Here is a 22,825-nt window from a genome sequence, read left to right as displayed (position 1 = left end):
TTTACTTTAAAGTACCTGGAGTGGGAATCGAACCCACACACCTAAGTACACGAGTTTGAGTCGTGCGCGTCTACCAATTCCGCCATCCAGGCAATTGATGTGTTTCAATTGTGGGTGCAAATGTAAAAAAAATAATTTCATTTAAAACAAAAAATAGTTAAAAATATTCTTTCAGAGTTGGATTTTATTCCTAAATTTGCACCTCGTTTACACAACACAACACTAACTAACTACTAAACAACATTTTAAAATGCCGCACCAAGAACCAGAAGCAAAAATATTTGCATGTTCTCAAAGCGTACATTTAGCCGAACAGATAGCTAAGAGCTATGGCGTGGAGCTAGGTAAAGTAACGTTCTCTAAATATAGCGATGGCGAGTTCCAGCCGTCTTTCGAAGAATCAATCAGAGGACTGAGAGTCTTTTTAGTTTGTTCCACTTTTCCAAGTGCAGACAACCTGATGGAGCTTTTGTTGATGATTGATGCCGCTAAAAGAGCTTCAGCCCGTCATATTACGGCTGTAATTCCTTATTTTGGCTGGGCTAGACAAGACCGAAAAGACAAGCCACGTGTGCCGATTGGAGCGAAATTAGTTGCAAAACTATTAGAAGCTGCCGGAGCTACGAGAATCATGACAATGGATTTGCATGCCGACCAGATTCAAGGTTTCTTTGAAAAACCAGTAGATCACTTGTTTGCATCGACTATCTTCTTGCCTTATGTTAAGAGCTTGAATTTAGAAAATCTTACGATTGCATCTCCTGACATGGGAGGTTCAAAAAGAGCCTATGCCTATTCTAAATTTTTAGAATCGGATGTCGTAATCTGCTACAAGCAGAGAAAAGCAGCAAACGTGATTGAAAGCATGGAATTGATTGGAGAAGTGACAGGAAGAAATATCATTCTTGTAGACGACATGATCGATACCGGAGGAACTTTGGCAAAAGCTGCGGATTTGATGATTGAAAAAGGAGCATTGAGCGTAAGAGCAATCTGTACTCACGCTATTTTATCAGGCGAGGCTTATGAGAAAATTGAAAACTCGCAATTAAGCGAGCTGATTGTTACCGATTCTATTCCGTTGAAGAAAGAATCGAAGAAAATCCGAGTGGTGAGCTGTGCGCCTCTTTTTGCAGAAGTAATGCAAATGGTACAACACAACAACTCTATCAGCGGTAAATTTTTGATGTAGAATTTTTTTATTAATTATATATATTTACAATGAAATCGATTACAATTAAAGGATCAGAAAGAGAAAGCGTGGGCAAAGTAGCTACTAAAGCCTTACGTAATGCTGGAATGGTTCCTTGCGTTTTATACGGAGGAGATCAACCAGTGCATTTTTCTGCAGAAGAAAAAGCATTCAAAAACTTGATTTACACTCCAAACGCTCACACAGTTGTGATCGAACTTGAAGGTGGTAAAACATTCAACGCAGTATTGCAAGACACTCAAGTGCACCCTGTTTCTGACAGAATCTTGCACCTTGACTTCTTCCAATTACACGATGACAAAGAAATCACTATGGAAGTTCCAGTGAAAGTAACTGGTGTTTCTCCAGGTGTACTTTTAGGTGGTGTATTGCGTTTGAACCAACGTAGACTGAAAGTAAAAGCGCTTCCAAAAAATCTTCCAGATTTCGTAGAAGCTGAAATTTCAGGTCTTGAAATGGGTAACAAATTATACGTTACTAAATTAGTTTCTGACAACTACAAATTGCTTCACCCAGACAACACAGTAGTTGCACAAGTGAGAATCTCACGTGCTGCTATGAAAGCTGCTCAGGAAGCTGCAAAAGCTGCAAAAGCTCCAGCAAAAGGAAAGAAAAAATAATTTTCACCTTAGATTATACCAAAAGCATCAGCCAAAAACTGATGCTTTTTTTATGTAATAGAAATTCGGATAGAAAAACTATTTTTACGAAATGAAAAATTGGATTTTCAACATCTTTAAAAAAGAACACAAAACAGATTCAGACCCAATGAAAAAATTTCTAATCGTTGGCCTTGGTAATATTGGCGCAGAATACGTAAACACAAGACACAACATCGGATTTAAGGCCGTTGACCATTTGGCAAGAAAAGAAAGTCTTGAATTCCAGACCGTAAAACTTGGTGCAATGGCCGAATACAAACTCAAAGGAAGGACGATTTTTCTTTTAAAACCAAATACCTACATGAACCTCAGCGGCAAGGCTGTCAAGTATTGGATGGACAAAGAAAACATTCCAGCTTCCAATATTTTAGTAATCACCGATGATTTGAATCTTGCATTTGGAACCGTACGAATCAAGCCTAAAGGAAGCGATGGCGGGCACAACGGACTGAAAAGCATACAACAGACGTTAAATTCATCAGACTATCCAAGATTCCGATTTGGAATTAGCGACGAATTTAAAAAAGGAAAACAAGTAGATTATGTGCTCGGAGAATGGAACGAGGAAGAAAAAGCAAAGCTCACGGAAAGACTTGATCTTGCGTCAGAAATCATCCAATCGTTTGCTTTGTCAGGGCTCGATAATACCATGAATTCTTTTAACGGAAAATAATGGCTTTCTTTTTGCTATCTTTAATACAATAAAACAAAGCACCATGAAAAAATCCATACTTTTCCCGATGATGATACTGACAATCTCATGTTGCAGTACAAAATCTACTACAACTATGGCAAACGGTAATGAAAAGACAAAAATAGAAAGTCCTTGTCCCGAAAATGGGATTTGTACTTTTGAGATACTTCAAAACAAAAGCATGAATGTAAAAACGGACGGCATTGGCAAGACCTATTACGAACTGGTAGAAAATCCAGATAAAGTTGTTTTTCTTTACAAGTATCGAGAAAAAATAGAAGACACAACATTACAAGATGCAGGCTACAGAGAAGAAATTGTTTTTGAAATGAATAAAGACTATTCTGACTTTACTTTCTCAAATAAAGAACTTCAAAATACCAAAATGCTTTTTGGAGTGTTCTGCTTCTGCAAAGGCAAGGCTGGAAATTACAAAGTAACCGAAGGTAGTCTCACCAAAAAGAATTCTACATTGCAAATCGATATGCCACAAATTGTAGACAATCAGATAATTCGAAACGTAAAAATAAGCTTATAAAAAAAAGGGAACTCAATGAGTTCCCTTTTTAATTTTAGCAGTATAAGAAAATTATTCTATAACGATTTTCTTAACTTCTTTTTTATCTCCGTCTTGAACAGTTACAAGATAAATACCTGATTGTGTATTATTCAACTCAAGGCTTTGAGAGAATAATCCTGAATTTTGGTATGATTTTTCAAAGATTTGTCTTCCTCTCATATCGTGTACTCCTACTTTAATTTCATTGCTTGAATCTGAATCAAACTGAATATTGAAAGTACCATTGTTTGGATTTGGATAAATTTTGAAATCTTTTAATCCGAAATTTGGAGTATTTAAGACCGCTGTTTGTCTACATACTTCTATAGACCATAGGTTTAGATTTCCTGTATCTCCTTGGAAATAATCATTTATTAGCAATTGCCAATCGCCTGCCATAGCTTTTCCATTCAATGTAGAAAGTGCTCCGGTTGGTCTGAATGTTCCTGAAGTAATAGGCGCTGCACAAACAATATTTGGTGATCCATCATTGAAAAGGATGTTGTACCCATCTTGATCGTTACATATTCTGCTTCCAAGAGCTACTTGAGTACCATCAGGGTGTCTTACAGTAGAAATCAAATCTCTGATCCATTGGTGAGTTACATTTACCCTTACATTTACATCTGTAATATTTCCTGTATCAGGAATATTAATTGTTGAAGTTAAAGTAGGTCCAGGCGTTGAAACATTTGGATTTGGTCCATCAGGAATTGCCACTACAGTACTGTTTGTATATGTTGTACAAACGTTTTCTATTGTATATCCAATAGCAAAAGGTCTCGCATTTAGCGCATAATAAATATTACCTACAGCTTCAACCATAATTCTACAGAAAGGAGCTGCAGTATTAGGAACTGTAATAGCCTCACTTCCATCGTTAGGAGTATTAGCTAACAATGTAGAGTATGTCTGTCCGCCATCGGTAGAAAGCAAGATATTTACATTTGCTGTATTAAATGGAGCAGCAGTAGTTGCTCCTACATTCCAAGTAATCGTTTGTGTTTGACCTTGCGTCCAAGAAACTCCATCTACATTTTGTGATGTTACAGTAAAAGGAGCAGATGCCGTACTCGTTGTAACGGTCATGTTACGTCTTGCTGTCTGTCCTCCATTTGGAGTTCTGTTATCTCTAACAGTTAATGCAAAACTCATTGTTTTAGCAACTGTCGGAAGTACTTCCCAAGTTCCGTAAGTATTCAACAAAGAAGGGAAATACCTGTTTGGCGATGTGGTCGGCGATAATGACCTAAAGTTTGGATTCGCAGTTGAAGTCGCATTAGGCACATCTGTAGTTGATCCAGCATTTGTTTGTTCCCAGCAGTAAGTAAGCGCGTCACCATCAGCATCTGTTGCCGATCCTCTCAAAACGAAAGGAGTTCCGGCAGGAATCGTATAGTTTGTCAAAACTGGAATTACAGGAGCCGCGTTATTATTTGGCACATTTACTGAACATGTTCCTCCTGTAGTCACAAAAGAAAACATCTGAGTCAAACTTACTGTATGAAAATAAGCATCAGAGTTATTTTGAACATCAGGAGCACAAATTCCTGCATACCCCATGATCGTACTAGCACTACCTGGTTCAACCGCAGTAGTTGCTGTTCTATTACAATCGTTATTTTGAGTATGTGTAGCTCCAAATTGGTGACCCATTTCATGGATTACATAATCAATATCAAATTGATCGCCCACTGGATTTGGTTGTCCTGTTACACCTCTTGCTTTATTAGCACCACAAACAGAACCTAATTGAGCAATTCCGTTATCAGAAGTACAAACTCCATGACCGATATCGTAATTAGCTGCTCCAATATTTGCATCTACTATCGCCTGCATTTCATTAATCATTACAGGAGGATTGTTAGTAAAACTATCAGCATCAACAAAAATCACATTTTCATTAGTTGCCACTAGGACTAATTTTAAAGACATATCACGCTCAAAAACAGAATTAACTCTTGTTACCGTAATTGCCATTGCTGCTAAAACCGCAGCTTTCTTTTGGGCTAATGTTGCTGTTGGACTTAAAGTTCCTGCTGCTACTGCTGCATTGACATGGAAAGCGGCATACTCGATTGTACACGCCATAGCAAGTCTATACGTTCTAAATGTTCCGTCGTTTGCAAATGCTGCATTCGAAAATTCATGTCCTCTGCCTTCTAAAGCATCTTCTGTAGTTCCGCACTCAAAGCTTCTAGTTGAGCTAACGCTAGATCTGTTGTAAACAATATAGTTATTCAAATCCTTTGTATAGGGATCAATATATTTTGTTCCTTTATCAGACATAATCATAGCATGCACTCCAAAAATTGTCGTACTGAAATGAATGGTAGCATTAGGATTATCAATTCCTTGTCCAACATACGATTGGATTTCAGAATGTCTTGCTGCTAATTCTTTTTCCATTACAGAAGATTGATAAATTCTGTAATTTTCGAATTTACCTTCAGCATTTGGAAAAGCAATTACCACATCGGATGTTCCCATGTTCTCTCTAGATGGAGCAGCTTGAAGCTGTGTTTTCAATCTGGACACATCCAACTTATAGATCTGATATTCTTTTGGCATGGTGCTTCTGTCAGCTTTTTCTAAAGCATTTAAGCTCCCTGCAGAGGCTTTTGTCCAAAGCGGTGACTGTGCATAGCCCACAGAAAACGCAAAGACAAAAATGAGTAAGAGTAGATTTTTTTTCATAATATATTATTGGTTATCAAACAAAAATAATGATTTATATGTATAATCTAATTATTTAACAATAAAAAAAGGAGACACTTAACAGCGTCTCCTTTTTATCTAACAGTTTAGAGTTCTACTCTATAACTATTTTTTTCACTTCTTTTTTGTCACCATCTATTACATTGACAAGATAAACGCCAGACTGAACATTATTCAACTGAAGGTTTTCAGAAAACAATCCAGTGTTTTGGTAGGATTTATTGAAAATCTGTCTACCGCTTATGTCATAAATCGCAATCTTGATCTCATTGTTTGATTCAGAATTAAACTGAACATTAAAGTTTCCTTTATTTGGATTCGGATAAATCTTGAAATCAGCAAGGCCAAAGTTTTGAGTACTCAAAACCATAGTCTGCGAACAAACTTGAATCGACCATGAGTTTATTGTTCCTGTTTTGGTTGCAAAACCATCACCTACAAGCAGTCTCCAGTTTCCGTTAGCAGTCTTACCGATAAATGGAGCCAAAGGCTGTAAAGGCTTATAGGTTCCAACCGTTGGATTAGTACAAGCTAATGCTGGAGCACCATCTTTAAATGTAACATTCATAGCGCCAACAAAATTTGTCGGAACATAGCAGTTATATCCCCATACGATTGACTGTGTTGCATCAGGGTGGTTCAATGCAATAATCCAATCTGAAACGTCTGGATGAGTTCCGTTTACAGTTACTGTTACTTCAGAAATCGTTACCGCACTTGGAACGTTAATTATAGAAGATGAAATAGGGCCATTACCCGCATCGGTAGTTCCGCTTCCATCAGCAACATTAAAAGGAGTATTATTTGTATATGTATTACATGTAGTAGTTACTGTATAACCAATAGCAAAAGTTTTGGCGTTAACTGCATAATAGATATTGTTTGCAGCCTCAACCATAATTCTACAGAAAGGAGCTGCAACATTAGGAACTGTAATAGGCTCGCTTCCATCGTTTGGAGTATTGGCTAATAATGTAGAGAACGTAAGACCTCCGTCAGTAGACAATAAGATATTTACGTTAGATGTATTAATCGGAGCTCCTGTAGTTCCAGCAACATCCCACGTAATCGTTTCTGTTTGACCTTGAGTCCAAGAAATTCCATCTGTGTTTTGAGATGTAACTTTGAAAGGACCTGTTGCGTCGTTAAACGTAACCGTCATGTTTTGTCTTGCTGTCTGTCCTCCATTTGGAGTCCTGTTATCTCTAACTGTCAATGCAAAGCTCATTACTCTCGCTACAGAAGGAATCACTTCCCATGTAGGAGTCAAATTTCCGCTAAGCACGCTTGGCAATGCAGGCATGTATCTGTTAGGAGAAGTAGATGGAGATACCGATCTAAAGTTAGGGTTTGAATCTGTTGAAGTAGCACTAGGATTTACAGCAGTAGCTCCTACAGTAGTCTGTTCCCAGCAATACGTCAATGCATCACCATTAACATCAGTTCCGTTCCCTTTTAATACGAAAGCAGTCCCTTTTGGAATTGTATAACTTGTCAACGGGCTAATTACCGGCGGATTATTTCCATTATTTACACCCGCAACACAATTTCCAGTTCCTGCTATATGAGCCACCATTTGACTTATGCTCACGGCATGGAAATAATCATCAGAATGATCTTGAACATTTACCGCGTCGCAAATTCCTGCATATGCCATTACAGTAGTTCCACTACCTGGTTCAACAGCAGTAGCCGCATTACGAGTACCTGGATCGCCAATACTTGGATTTGGAAGCGTACAGTTTCCTCCTTCGCCGTTAAATGTGTGGGCAGCTCCAAATTGGTGACCCATTTCGTGCGCCACAAAATCAATATCATATGCATCAGCTACTGGTTCAGGCGAACCTGTGATTCCTCTTGCTTTTTGACCTGTAACACAAACAACTCCTAATCCTGCAAGACCTCCACCGCCTGTACTTACGGTATGTCCGATATCATAATTCGCATTGCCAATAGCTGCATTGATAACCGTCTGGCTTTGAGTTATTAAAGTTGATGCGCTATTATTGTTGAAAGAATCTGAATCTACGAAAATAATACTTTCATTGTTTGCAACTAGTTGCATTCTCAAAGACATATCTCTTTCATAAACACTATTTACACGAGCAACTGTCACGTTCATAGCCGCCAAAACAGCCGCTTTCTTTTGAGCAAGTGTTGCTGTTGGGCTTAAAGTTCCTGCTGTAACCGCGGCATTGATATGAAAAGCGGCATATTCAATCGTACAAGCCATTGCCAAACGATAGGTTCTAAATTTTCCATCGCTAGCCGCTGTAGAAGGAGGAGGCACCATTGCATCATTATCCTCTACATGACATTCAAAAGCTTGTCTTTTAGGCAAACTAGACTTATTGTAAACGATATAATTTTTAGAATCGCTGGTGTAAGGATCTATAAAAGAAGTTCCTTTTCCTGACAAAGTCATCGTATGCAGACCAAAAAGCGTGGTCGTAAAATGAATTTTGGCAGTCGGGTCATCAATTCCTTGTCCAATATAAGATTGGATTTCAGGATGTTTTGCCGCCAATTCTGGCTCCATTACAGAAGATTCATAAATCCTGTAGTTTTCCAATTTTCCTTCAGCATTTGGAAAAGCAATCACCACACCAGAAGACTGTGTATTTTCCCTAGAAGGGGCAGACTCAAGTTGTGTTTTCAATTTAGAATAATCAAGCTGATAAAGCTGATATTCTTTCGGCATAGAGGTTCTAGTCGCTTTTCTCATAGCGTCTAGGCTCTGTGCAGATGTTTTTGTCCAAAGCGGCGATGACTGCGAATAGCCCGCAGAAAATGCAAAGACAAAAACGATTAAGAGTAAAATTCGTTTCATAATATATTTAGTTTATAATCCAAAATTAATCATTTATGCGCATATTCTAATTATTTAACAATAAAAAAAGGAGATACTCAAAAGCACCTCCTTCTTATCTAGTTGAATTTAGATTTTTATTCTATGACAATTTTTTTCACTTCTTTTCTGTCGCCATCAATTACATTGACAAGATAAACTCCAGATTGGACGTTATTCAATTGAAGCTTTTCAGAAAACAATCCTGTATTTTGGTAAGATTTATTAAAAATCTGTCTGCCGCTTATATCATGAACACTAATCTTGATCTCATTACCTGATTCAGAATTAAACTGAACGTTAAAGTTTCCTTTGTTTGGATTTGGATAAATCTTGAAATCAGCAAGACCGAAATGATCAGTTCCCAACATCATGGTTTGCGTACATATAGTAACTGAAAACGAATTCATGGTACCTGTATCTTGAGCGCCTAAATCAACAACTCCTAATATCCAGTTTCCTTGCGGGTTTTGCCCATTGAAAGAAGACAAAACATCTTCTGGCAATACATTTCCAAGAATGGTAGTCGAGCAAACAGCGTTGGCTCCATCTTCGTCAAATACAGCATTGAGGTTGTCTGTAACTCCGTTATTGGAACAGCCTTGGTTGAACAAAGTAACGACAGTTCCTGCTGGGCTCACTACGGCTATATTTAAATCTGAAAGCCAAGTATGCGTAGCATTCACTGCAACTTTAACGTCTGCTATTTCTCCCGTAACAGGTACATTTAACTGTCTTGTCGTATAGCTGTTCCCGTTATCTGGAATCGCAAAAGGAGTCGTAAAACTATACGTCTGGCATGAAGTCGTTACATCATATCCTATTGCAAACGGCTTCGAATTAACCGCATAAAATTTATTATTTGTAGGCTCGATTAGCAACCTGCATTTTGGCGCAGAAGTCCACGGAGCTGTAACAGTTGCCGTACCGTTATTAGAAACATTTGATGCCAAAATAACCGGAAAGGTCAATCCTCCGTCGGTAGAAAGTTTTATGTTCACATTTTGGGCTCCGGGCAATGTATTCGTATTGTTTACTGCCCAAGTAATAGTTTGTGAAGAACCTAATGTCCAAGATTGGCCAACCGTGTTTTGTGATGTAAATTTAAAGGGACCTATGGAATCGTCAAAAGAAACAACCATATCATCGCTCTTATTTGCCGCTCCACCAATCTCGTTATCTCTAACCGTAAACCTGAAGGTTAAATCACGAGAAACTTCCGGAACCTTTTGCCATTTATCGCGCTGGATTCCTTTTTGAACAACAGACTCAAGACTCGGAAAATAGGTAGTCGGAGATGCTGATGGAGAAAAGGACCTAAACATTGGTCCTTCTACACTTGTAGCTTCTGGAAACATCTGGCTTTCATCAGTTGCAGAATCCATCTGTTCCCAAACATATGTCAGTCCATCAGAATCCGTATCTGTACCAGCTCCTGTCAAATAAAATGCCGTTCCTATCGGAAGAGGAATATCCGCACCTGCATTTGCTGTCGGTACAGCATTGTTGATTATTGTCGTCGTCGGACACGTTTTTGTCTTTATATTGGCTGTCACTTGCTGAATGCTTGCCGCATGAAAATACGGATCGCTATGTGGCTGAACATCTGTAGCAGGACCTGTAATTCCTGCATAGCCCATTATAGTCGTTCCGCTTCCAGGCTCCACATTTACATTTGTTCCTTCTATAGCAATAGAATACGTATGATTGGCCCCAAATTGGTGCCCCATCTCATGCACGACAAAATCAATATCGAAATTATCTCCTGTTGGAGTAACGCTGGTAGTAAAACCAGTTCCTTTATTGCTATTGCAAACACAGCCGATACATCCTGCATTTCCGTTATTTCCAATGGCACTCATCAAATGTCCAATATCATAATTAGCAAGACCTATGTTGGCATTTAACGTATTTCTCAATGCAGTTGCCCAAGTATTCTGTGCATTGTATGGATCTGTAGCTGCGTTTAAAAAAATAACCGAATCATTGTTGGCAACCAATACCATATTAAGCTTGAAATCATTTTCAAACACGCCATTGACTCTTGTCAGCGTTGCATTCATGGCAGCATTTACCATTGCTAGTGTTCCTCCGTGAAAAGTAGAATACTCGCCACTAACAGAAAGTGCCAATCTGAATGTTCTTAACATATTATCATCAGCGTCCAACAACTGGTTTTCTTCAGAAAAACTTCTTCCCAAATCCATAGCCTCATCTTCGGTAAGGCATGTAAATGCTTCGCCGCCTCGTATCGATTTGGATTTATTAAAAACCAGATAAAAATTGTTGTCAGAAGTATACGGATCAATGATAGTTACTCCATTACTGCCTGAACGGATCATGGCGCTCAATCCTTTTTCAGGCGAAACACTAAATCGAATAATGTTTGTAGGATTCTTAATGCCTTTGGCGACATACGAACGGATTTCAGGATACATGGCCTGAAGTTCTTTTTCCATTACTGGAGCTTCTAGAACTCTATAGTCTTCCATCTTTCCTTCATGATCCGGAAACGAGATTATAGTAGCAGAAACACCATTAAACTCGCTTCGCAAAGGAGCATCTTGCAATTTAGCTCTAAGTCCTTCTACATCTAATTTATAAATTTTGAATTCTGAAGGAAGCGAAGATCGCTGCACTTTTTTAAATATCGCCGTGCTGGCGTCGTTTGAAATTGCCCATAAATCTTTGGACTGGGCAAAACTGCCTAAGCTTGTCAGCAAGGTCAGTGCTAAGAGTAGTATTCTTTTCATGGTTGTGTTGGGTAAATTTTCCCAAATTTACTATATAAAGTTTTAGGACGGAAGTTTTTCTACTTAAATCACAGATACTCTAAATTTTACCATAAAAACAATCTATCCAAGAAGTTTTTTTTATTGCCCATATACCTTAATTTTGCAGAAAAGATAATCCCACCATTTTGAATATTTTCCACAACATACAGGATTTCAACCCTGACAAACATACCATCGCGACCTTAGGCACTTTTGACGGCGTTCATTTAGGGCACAAAAAAATAATTGAACGACTGACTCAAGATGCCAAAAAAAGCAATAATGAAAGTCTCGTACTGACTTTCTTTCCGCATCCGCGAATGGTACTCCAAGGCAATTCCGAAATACAGCTTTTAAACACCATCAAAGAAAAAGCAGAGTTATTGGAATGCATCGGCTTAGAAAACCTCATCATCCATCCTTTCGACCAAAGCTTTTCACAATTAAGCGCAGAAGAATTTGTCAAGACCATCTTAGTAGACCGATTCAACATCAAGAAAATAGTCATCGGGCATGACCATCGCTTTGGAAAAAATCGTTCTGCCGACATCCATGATCTCATTGCTTACGGAAAAAAATATGGCTTTGAAGTAGAACAGATTTCTGCAGAAGAAATTGACGAAGTTTCGATAAGTTCTACAAAAATCAGAAAGGCCTTAGCGAGCGGAGACATTCAATTGGCAAATGATTATCTGGGCTATAATTATTTTCTTTCTGGAATTGTTGTTAAGGGAAGGCAGTTAGGACGTACGATCGGCTTTCCTACTGCGAATCTGAAAATTGAAGAAAACTACAAGCTTATTCCTCTAGATGGCGTCTATATCGTAAAAAGCGATCTTGACGGGAAAGAAGTTTTTGGGATGATGAACATCGGCACAAATCCAACGGTCGACGGAAAAGAAAGAACTATAGAAACCTACTTTTTAGATTTTGAAGGCGATTTATACGATAAGGAAATCCGAATCCATTTTCTGCATAGAATTCGTCCTGAAGAAAAGTTCGACTCGCTCGATGCTTTAAAAGAGGAAATCAAAAATGACGAAATCATCACCCGAAATTTTATAAAAGATTTGAAATGAAAAAGCTTTTCCTGCCAATAGACAATTCTCCGTTGATTATTTTTCGGATTTTTTTCGGATTTCTTCTGGCAGCAGAAACTTTTGGAGCAATTCTTACCGGCTGGGTAAAAGAAAATTTCATCAAGCCACAATTTACTTTCAGCCATATCGGAATGGAATGGCTGCAGCCGCTTCCGGGTTATGGAATGTATTTTTATTTTGCCACTATGGGAGTTCTTGGCATCCTCGTGATGCTCGGCTGGAAATACCGATGGAGCCTTTCTGCCTTTACGTTATTGTGGACGATCACTTATTGGATGCAAAAAACATCCTACAACAATCATTATTACATGCTTATTTTGGTCTGCTTGATAATGATTTTCCTTCCTGCTAACAGATATGCTTCGATTGATGCAAAGCAGCATCCTGAAATAAAGACTTTGAGTATGCCTTGGTGGTGTTCGGGAGTGATGATCCTTCAGATTGCGATTGTCTATTTGTTTGCTACCCTATCTAAGTTTTATCCTGACTGGCTAGACGGGACTTTCACCAAAAATCTTTTGACCAACAAATCGCCTTATCCTTTTATCCAGGAAATTTTCAACCAAAAATGGTTTTATCTTTTTATTGCCTATTCTGGAATCGCATTCGACATGCTTATCGTTCCGATGCTGTTGTGGAAAAAAACAAGAACCATCGCATTTATTGCTTCCTTGATTTTTCACCTTTTTAATGCCGTAACCTTACAGATAGGCATTTTTCCGTTCTTTGCCCTGAGTTTTGCCGTATTCTTTTATCCTCCTGAAAAAATAAGAGCGTTGTTTTTCAAAAAGAAGCCCGTACTCGAAGAAAATGAGCCGATTTACCAAAACAGATCCGTCCTATTCTATTTTTTTATTCCTTATTTCCTAATCCAGATTCTCTTGCCAATCCGTCACTGGTTCATCAAAGGCGATGTGCTTTGGACGGAAGAAGGCCATCGCTTGAGCTGGAGGATGATGCTTCGTTCGAGATCGGGCTATTCTAATTTCAAGATTATTGACAAAAAAACAAATCAGCCTATTCCTTATAATATTAATTCAAAATTGACGGATAAGCAATTTAAAATGGTTGCTGACAAGCCGGATGCTATTTGGCAATTGTCACAAAGAATCAAAAAAGAATTTGCCGCGCAAGGCAAAGATGTCAGTGTTTTTGTGAACTGCCATGTATCGATCAACCAAAAACCGTATAAGCAACTTATCAATCCAGATGTGGATATCGCATCTGCAGAATGGAATTACTTCTCACATAACAACTGGATCCTGCTCTATGACAATGAAGGCCATCTCATCAAATAATCACCTTCTCCATTAATCAGAAAAAACTTAATTTATTAAAATTTTACTAAAAATTCAATTATAAAATAAATAGCCTGCGAAAACTCAGATAATATTTGTAATTTTAATATATAAATCGAATTGAGGCATTCCAATCAAATCGTTTTATAGCATTCAAAACAGTATAAACTACAAAACCGAATATTATGAAATTTTCCAGATTATTCATCAACGGACTGATTATTTTTATAGGGCTAGGATTATACTTCTTGCTCATCGAAGCACTAGACCTAAAAGACCATATTTATCTAAGACTCGTCAATTTTGTCTTTGTGATTTATGGCGTAAACAAAACCATAAAGTCCAATTATCATGATGGCATAAACGGCTATCTGACCAATCTCCTTTCTGGTTTCCTGACCGCTATGGTCGGACTCATTTTAGGACTGGTCGCATTTATGGTCTATGTCGAATACAAAGGTGGCAATGCCTATCTGGAAACTTTTGCAGACAGTTACATCTTCGGCGGTGGCGATCCATCACTCTATCAATTCTGTTTCGGATTATTCATAGAAGGATCGGCAGCATCCATGATTGTTTCTTTTGCCATGATGCAGTATTGGAAAGACAAAGTAGAAAAAATCAACCATGTAGATTAACCTTACAATATAACTTTTAAGAAAAAGGGATTGGCAAATTGCCAGTCCCTTTTTGATTTAATCAACAATCATATGTTTCTAACTTTAGAGAAAAGATTTTTCAACTTATAACGGAATTACCTACTTTTGAAGCAAAACAAATAAGACTAACCATTATGAGTACAATAAGACACGATTGGACCAAAGAAGAAATCATTGCGGTATACAACAAGCCGATGATGGACTTGTTATTTGAAGCCGCATCGGTTCACAGAAAAAACCACGATCCAAATGTGGTCCAAGTATCTACTCTCCTTTCTATAAAAACAGGCGGATGTCCGGAAGATTGCGGTTATTGTCCGCAAGCCGCACGCTATCATACCGGAGTCGAAGGCAATGACCTGATGACCGTTCAACAAGTAAAAGCCCAAGCTTTAAGAGCCAAATCTAGCGGTTCTTCTAGAGTTTGTATGGGTGCTGCTTGGAGAAACGTCAAAGACGGACCTGAATTCGACCAAGTTTTAGAAATGGTACGAACCATCAACAAGCTAGACATGGAAGTATGCTGTACGTTAGGGATGATTACCGAAAACCAAGCACATCGTCTAGCAGAAGCGGGATTGTATGCCTACAATCACAATCTAGACACTTCTGAAGAATATTATAAAGAAGTAATCTCAACGCGCGGCTACGAAGACCGTCTTCAGACAATCGAAAACGTCCGCAAGACCAACGTAACCGTATGCAGCGGCGGAATCATCGGAATGGGCGAAAGTGTTGAAGACAGAGCCGGAATGCTTGTGGCTTTGGCTTCCTTAAGTCCACAGCCAGAATCAGTGCCCATCAATGCCCTTGTTGCTGTTGAAGGTACACCGCTAGAAGAAGAAAAGCCAGTTGAAATCTGGGAAATGATACGAATGGTTGCTACGACAAGAATCGTAATGCCAAATACACAAGTGCGACTTTCTGCAGGAAGAACCAATATGAGCCGCGAAGGACAGGCGATGTGCTTTTTTGCAGGCGCTAATTCTATCTTTGCAGGCGATAAATTGCTGACTACTCCAAATCCAGACGTAAACGAAGACATGAAAATGTTCGAAATGCTCGGCTTGAATCCGCAAAAGCCATTCACAAAAGTTTCGCAACCTAAAACTGTTGAAGCGGCAGATTCTCAATACCAAGCTTTAGGAGAAAAACCGAAATGGACGCGTCCATCGCATAAAATTGAAAGAAACCTTGAAGCTTCAGGCAAAAAGGCGTAATCAAAAAGACAAAACAAGACCAAAAGCTTTTCCCTAACCGGAAAAGCTTTTTTTATTCCTTTTTCTCTATCCCGCCACGCAACCATTTGTGCAATACTTATTCTTATATTTGAATAAAAAATCTTCCCCGATGCCTAAAAAAGTCTGCCGAATCAAGTCCGCTTATCTCACGTTCTTGCTATGCCTTCTTTTTATGCCTAAAATTCAGGCCAATACGCAGGCTCATTGCGATTCTCTTATCGTTTCCGGAATTAATTACATGTGGAAAAAAGACCACGTCAAGTCTCTTGAATTGCTTACCCAGGCTAAAAATCTTGCCGACAAAAACAGATGGTACAAGCAGCTATTTCTCGCGACAAATAATATCGGCGCCAACTATTATACCATGCTCGATTATGGCGAAGCCTTAAATCATTATCTCGAAAGCTATACGATTGCCGTAAAACATCTGGAGCCTAAATATGAAATGGTCGTCTTGAACAACATTGCCATCTTATATTCTAAAGAAAAAAATTACGAGAAAGCGAATGAATACTTCAAGAAGGCTTATGATATAGCCCAAGAAAACAACGACAAGCTTAAGGTCGGCCTCTACGCCATGAATCTCGGGAATGTCGCCAACGAAACAAACAATTTAAAGCAAGCCCGAGCCTATTTTAACGAAGCGCTGCCTTTATTAGAATCACAGCCGCAGCTTCATATCTTGGCCAGGATAGCGATTGCAGAAAATGAAAACCTGCAAGGAAATTCAAAACAGGCGCGAACCGTAGCTGAAGAACTCTACAAAACAACCAAAGACTTAGAATATAACGACATCGGCATTTCCCTGCTGATGATTATTTCCAAAAGCTATCTGAACGAAAACAACCTCGATCTGGCGAGCCATTATGCCAATAAAATTTTTGAAAGAAAGCCCAACCTCGAAACAAAAATCAATATTTTCAGGCTTTTGTCTGATATCAATTTCAAGAAAGAAAAATACGGACTCGCTTTAAATTATAGAGATTCCATCATAAAAACTGAAGGAGAACTCAACGAAATCAAAAACGGAAAAGTTTTCGAAAACAGCAGAGTCAAGTTTGAGATTGAAAATTACAAGAAAAAAATAGCCGAAAACGAATCGAAGATAGCCGACGAGCGCAAGCTCTTTTATTCGATAATTGCCGTCATCTTTATAATCGTGGCATTTATAGTTTGGGCATTGAGAAATCTATCCATCAAATACAAACAGAGAAAACTGATTGCCGAAAGAAACGAACAAATCGTGCTTTTGGAACTTGAAAAAGAAAAAAGCGACAATCTTTTGCTCGAAAAAATGTTCAAGGAAAAAGAAACCAGCGCCCTGCTCGAGCAAGAACGCCTAAAGAACGAAATCGAGCTAAAGAACCGGAAGCTTTCGGCAAAAGCACTTTATCTTTCTGGACGGAATGAACTTATAGAAGAAACGCTACAGTCCTTATCAAAACTTCCTGAAATTTCCAAAGACCCCGCTTTGGTAAATCATATAAAAACCTTGAAAGAACATCTCAAGACAGATGATGAATGGGACAGCTTTATCACGCATTTCGAAGAAGTCAACCAAACTTTCCTAAACAACCTAAAAGAAAAGCATCCGAAGCTGAATTCAAACGATATCCGCTTTATAACTTACATCTACATGAACCTCAGCACCAAAGAAATTTCTTCGATGCTGAACATCACCGCCGATGCCTGCAGGAAAAGAAAGGAGCGAATTGCTGCCCGAATGGAACTACCGCACGATATTCATCTATACGATTATTTATCAACGCTTTAGGACACTAAATCACACTTTGTCCCAAAGAGTGTCACACTATGTCCGCGTGATTTTTTTGATTTAGCATTTGTTTTTTTGAAAATTTAGAAAAACAAAAAATGTCTATTATGAAAAAAATTACCATTGCTTTACTGCTTCTTTGGAGCTTTGCAGGCCAAGCCCAAATCAGTTATGAAGCTTCTACGAATTTCGGAAAACTAGAAGACCTGACGTATGATGCCACCGTCGAAAATAGAATCTATGCCCTTACGCAAGGAAACCATATCGTAACTTCTATAGATAACGGATTGACTTGGAGCGTAAAATATGCTTTCCCTGACCCAAGCGCTACAATAACAGATATGAAACTATTTGGCCAATCGGCATTGAGTTTTGTAATCATAAATGGCGGCACGCAAGACGGCGTTTATCTTTTTGATATTGCTACAAATGCCATTACCCGTTTTTATCCTATCCCGAATCCGATGGATAATGCGCAAATCATGTCGTATTCTTTCTATGATACGACAGGTACTGATTTGATCGTACATACTTCCTATTCCGAAGGATTTACGGCAAGAACAAAAGTTTTTCACACGAACAATGTAGGATCGACATGGAATATGATTTATTTCAGCGCAGATCACGACGATGTGCATATCAACAATGTTGCCTTCAGCCCTATCTCAAAATCTAAATTTTATATGGGAAGATCGCTTGGGCCGAACGGAATTAACGGAGGCTTGTATATTACAGAAGATTTCGGCGCCACTTGGACCGAAAGACTGCCTGGCTTTACCTTCAGCGAAATCACTTTCAATCCACAAAACGGCAATGACATCCTAATCGGAACAAGTATCGGCTTCGGAATTCATGCCGAACGTGTCTATCGTTCAACGGACGGCGGAACTACTTGGACAAATCTTCCTATTACTTGGACTGACCAGACGTTGAATAACATTACCAAAATCGCATTCCATCCGACAAATCCAAACTACATCATCTTGCTGGAAGAAAACGAAATCGTGAAATCTACCGATGGCGGATTGACATGGACGAATACTTTTTATCCCGAAGGCTCTACATCTTATTATTACGGACTGAATGCTTCGTACAATCCATTCAACCTAAACCAAGTGGCTATTACTACCGATTTGTTTCCGCAATTCTCTAATGACGGCGGTACTACCTTGACTCAAATCAGAGCGCCATATTATAATGTAATAAGCGTTACGCATGCTAAATATGCTGCCGAGAAGCATTTGTTTTATGGTTCCCAAGGCGGAAGGCTGCACAAAAACTTAGGAACAGGAGTGACTTCTATTTATGATATCGAGCCGCCAACTTCTTTTAATCCAAAAAGAAATTATATGATAGCCGATCCTGTAGTAGCCGGTCGTGTTTTCACCTATGCCTCAATGGGCTTTTTCGGAAGCACTCTAAATGTAAGCACCGATTATGGCGCGACAACGACTTCTTTGATGAGCGCTTTTGCAGACGACATGCAAGACTTGATTGTTGATCCTAGCAACACGAATATTATCTACGTTTCATTGAGATCGGGAGAAGGCGGCAATCTTACCAAAATCAACTTCACCGATTTAGAAAATATTGTTACGGAAGAAATCACAACTCCGGAAGTAAGCGAATTCGGCTACGGAGTCGTTACAGGAATCTCTGTTTCTGCAGCCAATTCAAACGAAATGTACATCGCAAAAGGATCTAAGTTCTTTAAATCTACAGACGGCGGAGTTACGTGGGTTGAAAAGATAAACGGACTTACCATCACCCAAGGCAACGATTTGATTTGGGATATGGCTAGAAATCCGCTTGATCCAAATCATTTTACAGTAACAACCAACTTAGGCGTGTTTACGACACCCGATGCCGGCGAAAACTGGACACAAGTCTTAAGCGGTGTTGATGCTAAAAGAATCAAATATTCTCCTCTAAATAACGGCGTGATGGTGGCAGCTGTACATAGCGCTCAATTTTCTGATGCTTCTATTTATTATACGGTAGACAATGGCACGACTTGGACGCCTGTAACATCACAGCAATTAAACTATGTCCAGTCGTATTCTATGGATTTTGACTTTGATGGTACCACAATCAACGCTTATCTGGCCACAACCGATTTAGGTGTTATCAAATATCCGATACTGAATCTATCATTAGGAACGCATACGCCAGAAATCACTCAGAATCCAATTTTTATTTATCCGAATCCGGCAAAAGATATCCTGAACATAGGCGTTTCTGGAAATGAATTCGAAATAAAAAGCACTTCTATCTATTCTATCACAGGGCAAAAAGTTTTAGAAAGCACGAGCACTGCCATAGACATATCAAAACTAAGCAACGGCGTTTATGTCGTAAACGTAGCTGTACAAAACGGAACAGTATTTTCTCATAAATTGATTAAGAGGTAATTTTTTCAACGTTCCTATTTTAAGATGCTGCAGGTCGCTTTTAGGCCTGCGGCATTTTTTTATGTCAAAAATTTAAGACATTGCCCTTTACAGTTTCATAATCCTTTAGTAACTTTGTTATAAACCATTATCTCAAACCATCTATTGTATGCCGTTGCATTTGACAGAAATTGAGCGAGTAAAAACGATCTCAAAAGAAGATTTTTATACTAATTATGTAAAGAAACAAAAACCTTTGGTCATTGAAAGGCTAACGGAAGATTGGCCAGCATACGAAAAATGGAGGCTCAATTATATTAAGGATATTGCCGGAGAAAAAACGGTACCGCTGTATGATGACCGTCCGGTAAATCACGAAGACGGCTTCAATGAGGCACATGCCAAGATGAAAATGGCAGATTATATTGACTTATTGCAGTCTAAGCCGACCAACTACAGGATCTTTCTTTATAACCTGATGAAAGAAGTGCCTTCTCTAAAATCAGACTTCAAATGGCCTGATATCGGGCTTAAACTAGTGAAACAGCTTCCGATGCTCTTTTTCGGCGGAGAAAACTCCAAAGTATTTATCCATTACGACATTGACTATTCCAATATTCTGCATTTCCATTTCCACGGAAAAAAGCAATGCATTCTTTTTGCGCCCGACCAGACTCCTTATCTGTATAAAGTACCTCATGCTCTAATCTCTAGAGAAGATATCGACTTCGATAATCCGGATCTAGAAAAATGGCCAGCGTTAAAAAAAGCAAAAGGATTGATCTGCAATCTAGAACATGGCGAAATGCTCTATATGCCCGAAGGCTATTGGCATTATATGAAATATATGACTCCAGGATTCTCGATGAGCCTGCGCGCCTTTCCAAGAAAAATAACCAATCTGGGGAAAGCGGCGTATAACATCTTTATCATGAGGAATTTTGACAACCTGATGCGTAAGTGGAAAGGACAAGCCTGGATTGATTATAAAAACGAACAGGCTATTGTTAGAACACATAAAAACCTGAATATTTCAAGCTAAACCAGCAGAGAGCTGGTTTTTTTATGCTTTTTGACGCTTATACTAGCTAGGAGTAATTTTACGAATGCTTATTATTAAGATCATAGCCATTTGAAAACGGAAATTTCTATTTATTCAAATACTCCAAAATTTGAATTATCTCCACCACATAATTTATTTCTAAATTCAGGCTGCTATTGCCATTGCATTTAATTTCTACGGCGTCTTCCGTTTCGTTATAGTGTAATAGAAGCCGTGAAGTCTCAATTTCCCAGTAATATTCGTTTCCGATTTTTTTATAAAGCGGATTGGTATAGGGTTTTCTTTTATAATCAGGGTCTTCCCAAATCTGTTTTGAAATATTGGTTAACAATTCAATTATTTCGTCTGTATCAGAAGGCGTTAGTAGACAATAGTCTTCCTTCTCGTAGTCCAATTGCAGCGCAATACAATCTCCGTTTCTTTGAATACGAATAGTTCCTTTTTTCACCAACCAATTATAAACCTGATTTTCCATTTTTTAGCTATTTTGAGGTGTCCACATTTTTAGGTATTTAAATTTTTTGGGATATTCCTCTCTCGGGCAAAAAGCTAAGCAGACTTCCTTGTTGTCAAGTGAAGATTCCGTCAATAAAACAGAACCGGCCTCGTTTTTATAATTGTCAAAACTAATTTCATCGACAACACAAACTACTTTTTTAAATACTCCATTGATCCATTTTATCATATCCTCATTGTTTTCAAATCTTTTATAACATGCCAATGAAGCGTGCGCGCATATTACCGGAACTAATTTATCTGGAATAGTGTCTTTTATGATAATGTACATTTTCATACGATGTTATCAATATTGCATTTAACATTCCTGCACAAGCATCTGCTTGTACCTATATATAGTTGCCTTAGCACGGACTGTACATCCTCACCATCTAGATTAATGAAAATATTTAAGTCCAATTAGGTTCAAGATATTGTTTATTATTTGTTTTGTCAATAAATATAAAATTGCAATAATAATAACTCGAATAATTAATTTGTATTTTTTTAAACCAAAAACAGAAAAGTACTGATAATAGAAAATCAGTACATACAAAAAGGTTAGTACAGCAGCAAGATAGTTTACAGAAATTAGAAAATCTTTGTTATCAGTAAGAATCAAACTAGTTGTTAGTAAAAGACTTATTGTTAATGTCCCGCATAACAAATACATATTGAGGACTAGGTTTTCTGTATAATTCTGCTTGCTTTTTCTAAAAAACAAGTAACTCACAATAGAAATAATGGGTACGGTCAGAAAAACTGTAATTTTTGAATAATCCTTTAGTACTTTTAAAAGTCCCTCTACTGTTTTTTTATCGTCATATAAAACAGTAGCATCAACTTTTGCCCATTTTTTCATAAAATAACCTATGGTTATCAGAATAATTATGGTTGAAAAATAATTAAAGTGCTTTACTCTTTTTCCTTGTACATATTCTCTGATACTGTGTCCGGGTCTGGTAAATAATTCTTTTATTGTATAGAAAAAGCCTTTGTCAAAGTGAAATATTCCGTGAATAAAATCGTGTTGAAAAACGTGAGTTAACGAAAATCTATGAGTAGATGCTGATTGGCTACAGTTGTCACAAAATTTTCCTGTTATTACTTTATTACAATTTAAACAATTATGGGTCATTAGTCAGTTAAAATAGAGAGTCGTTTATATACTTTGTTATCGTCTGTTGGTAGTGCTCATTTTGCACGAGCATTATGCTCGCCAGCGGGGACTAAATTACCAAAATTCCTTTTCAATTTTGAATTCGAACTCAATATTATCCGAAGTTTATTATTAAAATAAGCCTTTTGCAAACGGCTTATTTCTATTTAGCCATAAG

At 38.2% G+C, this 22,825-nt stretch carries 17 protein-coding genes, 1 tRNA gene and 1 pseudogene; 11 read left to right on the top strand and 8 right to left on the bottom strand.

Going from position 1 to position 22,825, the window contains the following annotated elements; all coding sequences use genetic code 11:
* Nucleotides 1–12: 12 nt before the first annotated feature.
* Nucleotides 13–92 (bottom strand) — tRNA-Leu (locus OLM56_RS04835).
* A gap of 158 nt (nucleotides 93–250) precedes the next feature.
* On the opposite strand from OLM56_RS04835, the gene OLM56_RS04830 reads away from it, so the two are divergent.
* The 4 genes from OLM56_RS04830 to OLM56_RS04815 all read left to right on the top strand — a co-directional run bounded on the left by OLM56_RS04830 (nucleotide 251) and on the right by OLM56_RS04815 (nucleotide 3,107).
* Nucleotides 251–1,192 carry a ribose-phosphate pyrophosphokinase gene (locus OLM56_RS04830; protein ID WP_121375914.1) on the top strand — a complete coding sequence of 314 codons (942 nt, stop codon included), beginning with the start codon at nucleotides 251–253 and terminating at the stop codon, nucleotides 1,190–1,192.
* Nucleotides 1,193–1,221: 29 nt separating this feature from the next.
* Nucleotides 1,222–1,833 (top strand): 50S ribosomal protein L25/general stress protein Ctc, encoded by a 612-nt coding sequence (locus OLM56_RS04825; protein ID WP_121375913.1) that lies wholly within the window; start codon nucleotides 1,222–1,224, stop codon nucleotides 1,831–1,833.
* 91 nt (nucleotides 1,834–1,924) lie between these two features.
* Nucleotides 1,925–2,548, top strand: a complete 624-nt coding sequence (pth, locus tag OLM56_RS04820; RefSeq protein WP_264528519.1) for an aminoacyl-tRNA hydrolase — start codon at nucleotides 1,925–1,927, stop codon at nucleotides 2,546–2,548.
* Between the two features lie 43 nt (nucleotides 2,549–2,591).
* On the top strand, nucleotides 2,592–3,107 hold the full coding sequence (locus OLM56_RS04815) for a hypothetical protein (RefSeq protein WP_264528518.1): 516 nt from the start codon (nucleotides 2,592–2,594) through the stop codon (nucleotides 3,105–3,107).
* 51 nt (nucleotides 3,108–3,158) lie between these two features.
* Here OLM56_RS04815 and OLM56_RS04810 read toward each other — a convergent pair whose 3' ends face one another.
* The 3 genes from OLM56_RS04810 to OLM56_RS04800 all read right to left on the bottom strand — a co-directional run bounded on the left by OLM56_RS04810 (nucleotide 3,159) and on the right by OLM56_RS04800 (nucleotide 11,447).
* A complete protein-coding gene (locus OLM56_RS04810) occupies nucleotides 3,159–5,825 on the bottom strand; it encodes a reprolysin-like metallopeptidase (protein WP_264528517.1) in 2,667 nt (888 codons plus the stop codon).
* Between the two features lie 115 nt (nucleotides 5,826–5,940).
* Complete coding sequence (locus tag OLM56_RS04805) at nucleotides 5,941–8,676, bottom strand: reprolysin-like metallopeptidase (protein ID WP_121375909.1); 2,736 nt, start codon at nucleotides 8,674–8,676, stop codon at nucleotides 5,941–5,943.
* 116 nt (nucleotides 8,677–8,792) lie between these two features.
* Nucleotides 8,793–11,447, bottom strand: a complete 2,655-nt coding sequence (locus tag OLM56_RS04800) for a reprolysin-like metallopeptidase (protein WP_264528516.1) — start codon at nucleotides 11,445–11,447, stop codon at nucleotides 8,793–8,795.
* 167 nt (nucleotides 11,448–11,614) lie between these two features.
* Here OLM56_RS04800 and OLM56_RS04795 point away from each other — a divergent pair, with 167 nt between their 5' ends.
* From OLM56_RS04795 to OLM56_RS04765, 7 genes are all read left to right on the top strand, one after another.
* A complete protein-coding gene (locus tag OLM56_RS04795) occupies nucleotides 11,615–12,547 on the top strand; it encodes a bifunctional riboflavin kinase/FAD synthetase (protein WP_264528515.1) in 933 nt (310 codons plus the stop codon).
* Complete coding sequence (locus OLM56_RS04790; RefSeq protein ID WP_264528514.1) at nucleotides 12,544–13,866, top strand: HTTM domain-containing protein; 1,323 nt, start codon at nucleotides 12,544–12,546, stop codon at nucleotides 13,864–13,866. The genes OLM56_RS04795 and OLM56_RS04790 overlap by 4 nt, the downstream gene beginning before the upstream one ends.
* 185 nt (nucleotides 13,867–14,051) lie before the next feature.
* On the top strand, nucleotides 14,052–14,504 hold the full coding sequence (locus tag OLM56_RS04785; RefSeq protein ID WP_121375905.1) for a hypothetical protein: 453 nt from the start codon (nucleotides 14,052–14,054) through the stop codon (nucleotides 14,502–14,504).
* Nucleotides 14,505–14,659: 155 nt separating this feature from the next.
* Nucleotides 14,660–15,745: a biotin synthase BioB gene (bioB, locus tag OLM56_RS04780; RefSeq protein ID WP_121375904.1), complete on the top strand. Its 1,086-nt coding sequence runs from the start codon at nucleotides 14,660–14,662 to the stop codon at nucleotides 15,743–15,745.
* A 130-nt stretch (nucleotides 15,746–15,875) separates the two neighbouring features.
* Entirely contained in the window at nucleotides 15,876–17,540 is a 1,665-nt protein-coding gene (locus OLM56_RS04775) for a tetratricopeptide repeat protein (protein ID WP_264528513.1), read from the top strand.
* A 107-nt stretch (nucleotides 17,541–17,647) separates the two neighbouring features.
* Nucleotides 17,648–19,951, top strand: coding sequence for a VPS10 domain-containing protein (locus tag OLM56_RS04770; protein WP_264528512.1), 2,304 nt, complete (start codon nucleotides 17,648–17,650; stop codon nucleotides 19,949–19,951).
* 148 nt (nucleotides 19,952–20,099) lie between these two features.
* The gene (locus OLM56_RS04765; protein WP_264528511.1) at nucleotides 20,100–20,972 is read left to right on the top strand and encodes a cupin-like domain-containing protein; all 873 of its coding nucleotides are present in this window, start codon (nucleotides 20,100–20,102) and stop codon (nucleotides 20,970–20,972) included.
* Nucleotides 20,973–21,078: 106 nt separating this feature from the next.
* Here the strand turns inward: OLM56_RS04765 and OLM56_RS04760 are convergent, their stop codons facing one another.
* The 4 genes and pseudogenes from OLM56_RS04760 to OLM56_RS04745 form a co-directional block, all read right to left on the bottom strand.
* Nucleotides 21,079–21,468, bottom strand: a complete 390-nt coding sequence (locus OLM56_RS04760; protein WP_264528510.1) for a hypothetical protein — start codon at nucleotides 21,466–21,468, stop codon at nucleotides 21,079–21,081.
* Between the two features lie 3 nt (nucleotides 21,469–21,471).
* Nucleotides 21,472–21,786: a hypothetical protein gene (locus OLM56_RS04755; protein ID WP_264528509.1), complete on the bottom strand. Its 315-nt coding sequence runs from the start codon at nucleotides 21,784–21,786 to the stop codon at nucleotides 21,472–21,474.
* 99 nt (nucleotides 21,787–21,885) lie between these two features.
* Nucleotides 21,886–22,350, bottom strand: coding sequence for a hypothetical protein (locus tag OLM56_RS04750; RefSeq protein WP_264529034.1), 465 nt, complete (start codon nucleotides 22,348–22,350; stop codon nucleotides 21,886–21,888).
* A 30-nt stretch (nucleotides 22,351–22,380) separates the two neighbouring features.
* Nucleotides 22,381–22,626, bottom strand: a pseudogene (locus tag OLM56_RS04745) (DUF3667 domain-containing protein); the annotation flags it as partial.
* Between the last annotated feature and the right edge of the window lie 199 nt (nucleotides 22,627–22,825).

Origin of the sequence: Flavobacterium sp. N2550 (assembly GCF_025947265.1) — a bacterium.
GTDB classification, from domain to species: Bacteria; Bacteroidota; Bacteroidia; order Flavobacteriales; family Flavobacteriaceae; genus Flavobacterium; species Flavobacterium endophyticum.
This window is presented reverse-complemented; position numbering and strand designations above follow the sequence as displayed.